The organism is Streptomyces sp. NPDC060027 (assembly GCF_042737005.1).
Classification (GTDB): domain Bacteria; phylum Actinomycetota; class Actinomycetes; order Streptomycetales; family Streptomycetaceae; genus Streptomyces.
Genome location: NZ_JBHWVI010000202.1, coordinates 11,110 through 16,621, shown reverse-complemented (window position 1 = coordinate 16,621; position 5,512 = coordinate 11,110). Strand labels below are relative to the sequence as shown.

Here is a 5,512-nt window from a genome sequence, read left to right as displayed (position 1 = left end):
CCCGTAGGGGTCGTGCCGGGCGGGGCGCCGCCCCGGCCGCGCGCCGGGCCGGAATCGGCGGGATTCCGGCCCGGCTCTCGCCTCAGCGCTGCACGAACACGTAGTCCGCCTGGTAGGGGACGCCCACGATCGTGCCCGGCGAGCAGGAGCCTGCCGGGGCGACGCCGCCCACGGTGTTCAGGCGCAGGATCTCCTGTGTGCCGGCCAGCAGACCGTGGTGCCGGCCCGACTGGGTGGCCCTGAGGTCGAGCTCGGGGATGTTCGTTGCGCCGTTCGGGGTCTTCGCGATCAGCGCGCCGGTGACCGCGCTGCGGTCGGGCGCGACCCACTGCGGGGTACCGGAGTTGGGCTTCACGAAGGAGTGGGCGATGTGGCCGCCGAGCCGGGCCGCGACATCGCGCTGGGCGAAGGCGTAGCCACCGCCCTCGGCCGGCTTGCACTCGTAGATCTGCTTGCCCTTGACGACGGACGCCTGGAAGTTGTGCAGGGCGTTCCGGAAGTCGAAGGTGCTCGTGACCTTGTGGAGCTGGCCGCGGACGGCCCCGCCCGGGAACTCGGCGGTGTGCAGATTGGCGTAGAACGAACCGGGGTCGGTCTTCAGAGCGTCGAGCAGGGCCGCGTCCTCGACCTTGACCGTCCCGACGACGCTGTGGCCCTTGATCCGGTCGAGCAGCTTGCCGAAGTCGACCTTGACGCCGCCGTTGGCTCCCTTGGCGCCCTGGTGGATGTGGAGCAGGGTGGGCCTGCCGGTGCCGCGCCAGGTGACGGCCACGGACACCTTGTCGCCCTTGACCTTGATGAACTCCAGGGCCGCGCCGTCCTTGTCGCCGACGGCGGGGCCGTCCTGGACGGGTACCTCGGCGGCGCCGCGCAGACTGGCGGCGAGGATGGTGCCGCCCGTGCCGCCCATGACTCCGTGCTGCGTGACGATGGTCGTGTCGTCGTGCCCGGAGTGGTTCGTACCGCTGTTCTCGCTGTGGCTCGTGGCGTTCTTCCCGCCGTGGCCGCCGTGGTCGGCGGCGACCGCCGGGATGACGGCGGCGGCGACACCGGCCGCCGCGGCCACCGCGACACCGGTCAGGATCAGGCTCTTGCGACGCGTCGTGAACGTGGCGTTCGATCCCATGATTCTGTTTTCTCCCCGTAACTCGGCCGACGCCCCCTGCGTCAGCTTCTGTGCAGAGGTACGGACTCGATCCGATCCTGGACTCAATCCAAGAGTGTGACGCCCATCACATTCACAGAGCCGATCAAATCCGGCGGCTATTCGAGCGGAAAACGGCTCGAATCCGTACTTACGGGTGGCAGCGATCAGGATCGCCCAGCACTCCAGGGGGCGACGGATCGAGGATCGAGGGATCGCCATGCTCGCCATCAGGCACATCAGGCACATCAGGCACATCAGGCACATCAGGGGATACGCCGCCACGGGCGCCGCCGTCCTGGCGCTCACGCTCTCCGGATGCGGAGGCGGAGGGGGCGGAAGCGGAGGCGGGGACGGCTCCGCGAAGAGCACCGGCTCCACGGCATCGGCGACAGCGACGCTGAACACCGCCGAGGTCGGAAAACTGGGCACGGTCGTGACCGACAGCAAGGGGTACGTCCTGTACCGCTTCGACGCGGACTCGGCGAACCCGACCAGGGTCAGCTGTTACGACACCTGCGCCCAGGTCTGGCCGCCCGCCACGGCCCAGGGCGGCGTGACCGCGAACGGCGTCGACAAGAGCCTGGTCTCCACGGTGAAACGCACCGACGGCGGCACCCAACTGACCCTCGCCGGCTGGCCCCTCTACCGCTACGCCGAGGACGACAAGCCGAAGGAGGCCCATGGCCAGGGCGTGGACGGAACGTGGTTCGCCGTGACACCCACCGGAGCGAAGATCACCACGACGGCACCGGCATCCCCGGGCACAGGGGGAGGCGGCTACTGACGGCCGTATCAGCCGGCCCGGTGCACCACGGCGTCCACCAGCTCGACCAGGGCGGCCTTCGCGTCGCACTCGCGCAGCGGGGCCAGCGCGGCCCGCGCGTCCTCCGCGTAGCGCACGGTGTCCCTGCGGGCCTGCTCCAGCGCGGGGTGCTCCCGCAGCCGGGCCAGCGCCTCGGCGTGCCGCGCGTCGTCCGTCAGGTCGGAGTCCAGCAGCTCGCACAGCGCGATGTCCTCGGCGAGCCCCAGCCGCTCCGCGCGCTCGCGCAGCCGCAGCACCGGCAGCGTGGGAATGCCCTCGCGCAGGTCGGTCCCCGGGGTCTTGCCGGACTCGTCCGAGTCGGACGCGATGTCGAGGACGTCGTCCGCGAGCTGGAAGGCGACGCCCAGCCGCTCCCCGTACTGCGTCAGCACGTCCACGACCGTCTCGTCGGCCCCCGACATCATCGCCCCGAACCGGCACGCGACGGCGACCAGCGAACCGGTCTTGCCGCCCAGCACGTCGAGGTAGTGGTCGACCGGATCGCGCCCGTCGCGCGGCCCCGCGGTCTCCAGGATCTGCCCGGTCACGAGCCGCTCGAACGCCTCGGCCTGGATACGGACGGCCTCGGGGCCGAGGTCGGCCAGGATGTACGAGGCGCGGGCGAAGAGGAAGTCGCCGGTGAGGACGGCCACCGAATTGCCCCAGCGGGCGTTGGCGCTGTCCACCCCGCGCCGCACCTCGGCCTCGTCCATCACGTCGTCGTGGTACAGCGTGGCGAGATGGGTCAGCTCGACGACGACGGCCGAGGGAACGACACCCGGCGCGTAGGGGTCACCGAACTGCGCGGCGAGCATCACGAGCAGCGGCCTGAACCGCTTCCCACCGGCACGCACGAGGTGCTGGGCGGCTTCCGTGATGAAGGGGACCTCGCTCTTGGTGGCTTCGAGCAAGCCCTCCTCGACAGCCGCCAATCCGGCCTGGACATCGGCTTCGAGAGCCTGGTCCCGCACGCTCAGCCCGAACGGCCCGACGACGGTCACGAGAGGTTCTCCTGTCTGCTGACGATCACATGGCGAACTCGGTCGATCATTCGGTCGATGACACGGTTTGTCGATGTGTCGCTGCCATCACTCAAGTCAGCGTATCCGGTCACGTTTCGATCACCACGAGCGCCCACCGTCCCCCGGCCGACTTCGCTCCGCCAGCAGGTATACGGGAGTACACCCGGAAGGCACACGGGAAGCACCTGCCTGCCCCAAGGGCGGGTACCCCGACTCGCGGGCGCCACCCGGCCACCGACGGTATGTTCATGATCAGCCGATCTGAACCGATAGACGATGACATACCCCGAAATACCCGGAAGCAGTGACTGTGTCCCGTAGCTCCGCCGAGAACGAGTCGGCCCGGACGTGAAGGCCCTCACCCCGGCCGCGCCGCACGACGCACCCCGTCCTCCGAGATGCAGCCCGTCCACTGAGGTGGCTCATGCACATCCGTACGTCCTTCCCCTACGAGACCACTCACGAGGACGTCCTCGTCCCGCTCTCGGACGGCACCCGTCTGTACGCCCGGATCTGGCGTCCGCTGACCGAGGAGCCCGTACCGGCGCTCCTGGAGTACAGCCCGTACCGCCTGACCGACTGGACGGCGCCGCGCGACCGGCAACGCCACCCCTGGTACGCCGGACACGGCTACGCCTCCGTCCGCGTGGACGTGCGCGGCCACGGCAACTCGGAGGGCATGCCGACGGACGAGTACCCCGAGACCGAGCCGGCCGACGGGGTGGAAGTGATCACGTGGCTGGCCGCCCAGCCCTGGTGCACCGGCAGGGTCGGCATGTTCGGGATCTCCTGGGGCGGCTTCAACTCCCTCCAGATCGCGGCCCGCGCGCCCGAGCCGCTCAAGGCGGTCGTCACGGTCTGCTCGACGGACGACCGCTATGACAACGACGGGCACTACGCGGGAGGTTCCGTCGCCGTCGACACGCACTCCTGGGCGGCCACCCTGCTCGCCTTCGCCGCCCGCCCGCCCGACCCGGTGCATGTGGGCGAGGTGATGTGGCGCGACATGTGGGTGAGGCGACTGGAGGCGGTCGACCCCTTCATCCACACCTGGCTGGCGCACCAGACCCGGGACGCGTACTGGCGGCACGGCAGCGTCCGCGAGGACTACGGCTCGATCCGCGCGGCGGTCCTCGCGGTCGGCGGCTGGCACGACCCGTACCGCGACACGGTGCTGCGCCTGGTGGAGAACCTGCCACCGGATCGCGTACGAGGTCTCATCGGTCCCTGGTCGCACCAGTACCCGGACCGGGGCCTGCCCCCCGGACCGGCCATCGGCTTCCTCCAGGAGACGCTCCGCTGGTGGGACCACTGGCTCCGGGACGGGGACACGGGCGCGCTCTCCGTCCCCCTCCTGCGCTCGTACGTGATGGACGCGCACCCTCCGGCGACCGTCTACGGGGAACTCCCCGGCCGCTGGGTCGGCGACCCGGCCTGGCCCTCACCCTCGGTGACCCCGATCACGTACGCGCTCCAGGGCACCCCGGTGCCGGTGCGGTCCCCGCAGCACACGGGGGTCGACGCGGGCCGCTTCTTCCCCTTCGGCAACGCCGCCGACCTCCCGCCGGACCAGCGGGAGGAGGACGCCCGGTCGGCCTGCTTCGAGTTCGAGGTACCGGCGGAGACCTGGGTACTGGGCCGCCCGCGGGTCGATCTGCGGCTGACGTCCGCGTCTCCCAGGGGCCAGGTGATCGCCCGCCTCTGCGACGTGGCCCCCGACGGAGCGTCCACGCTCGTCACCCGAGGTGCCCTGAACCTGTCGGCGCGCCGCGGCCGCGACCGGACGGTTCCGGCGGAACCCGGCACCACGGAGAACGTGGCGTTCGACCTGAACGGCATCGGCTACGCCTTCCCGGCGGGCCACCGCATCCGCCTGAGCGTCTCCTCCGCCTACTGGCCCTGGATCTGGCCCCAGCCGGGATCGGAGGCGGGCTTCACCCTGGACCCCATCGGCAGCGCCCTCGAACTCCCCGTACGGACAACGGAGTCGGACCCCTCCATCACCTTCGGGGAACCGGAGGAGGCGGAGCCCCTCGGCGTCGCCGTCTCCGAGACGCTGGACGAACCCCGTCCGGAACGCCTGGTCCTGCGCGACGTGGCCGCGGACACCTGGCGCCTGGAGGTCGACCCGTGCCTCGGCGGCACCCGCGCGTATCCCGACGGCCTCGAATGCACGGAGGACGCGCTGGAGACGTACACGATCGACGCGTCCGACCCGCTGTCCGCCCACGCCCGCTCGACCTGGTCGATCCGTCTGCACCGCCCGGACCTGCCGTGGGACGCCCGCGTCGAGACGGCCTCCACCATCAGCTGTGACGCGCAGGACTTCATCACGTCCAACGAGGTCGTCTGCAAGGACGGCGACGAGGTCGTCTTCCACCGGACCTGGGAGAAGAGAATCCCGCGCACGGCGGGCTGACACGCGGTCGCCCCGGGGGGGGTTGGCCCCCCGGCGGCCGGGCCGCCCGGGCCGCGGGGGCGGGGGGTGGCCGAAGGAAGACCCGCGACGCGCCGCGCCCCCCGGCCCCCCCCCCCGGCCCA

4 protein-coding genes are annotated in these 5,512 nt (G+C 71.3%); 2 read left to right on the top strand and 2 right to left on the bottom strand.

What is annotated here, in order from left to right:
* Positions 1 to 82: 82 nt before the first annotated feature.
* Entirely contained in the window at positions 83 to 1,126 is a 1,044-nt protein-coding gene (locus ACFWBT_RS34125; RefSeq protein ID WP_385706849.1) for a CHRD domain-containing protein, read from the bottom strand.
* A 238-nt stretch (positions 1,127 to 1,364) separates the two neighbouring features.
* On the opposite strand from ACFWBT_RS34125, the gene ACFWBT_RS34120 reads away from it, so the two are divergent.
* A complete protein-coding gene (locus ACFWBT_RS34120; RefSeq protein WP_385706848.1) occupies positions 1,365 to 1,931 on the top strand; it encodes a hypothetical protein in 567 nt (188 codons plus the stop codon).
* A gap of 8 nt (positions 1,932 to 1,939) precedes the next feature.
* Here ACFWBT_RS34120 and ACFWBT_RS34115 read toward each other — a convergent pair whose 3' ends face one another.
* The gene (locus tag ACFWBT_RS34115) at positions 1,940 to 2,950 is read right to left on the bottom strand and encodes a polyprenyl synthetase family protein (protein WP_385706847.1); all 1,011 of its coding nucleotides are present in this window, start codon (positions 2,948 to 2,950) and stop codon (positions 1,940 to 1,942) included.
* Between the two features lie 445 nt (positions 2,951 to 3,395).
* On the opposite strand from ACFWBT_RS34115, the gene ACFWBT_RS34110 reads away from it, so the two are divergent.
* On the top strand, positions 3,396 to 5,390 hold the full coding sequence (locus ACFWBT_RS34110) for a CocE/NonD family hydrolase (protein ID WP_385706846.1): 1,995 nt from the start codon (positions 3,396 to 3,398) through the stop codon (positions 5,388 to 5,390).
* Positions 5,391 to 5,512 lie beyond the last annotated feature (122 nt).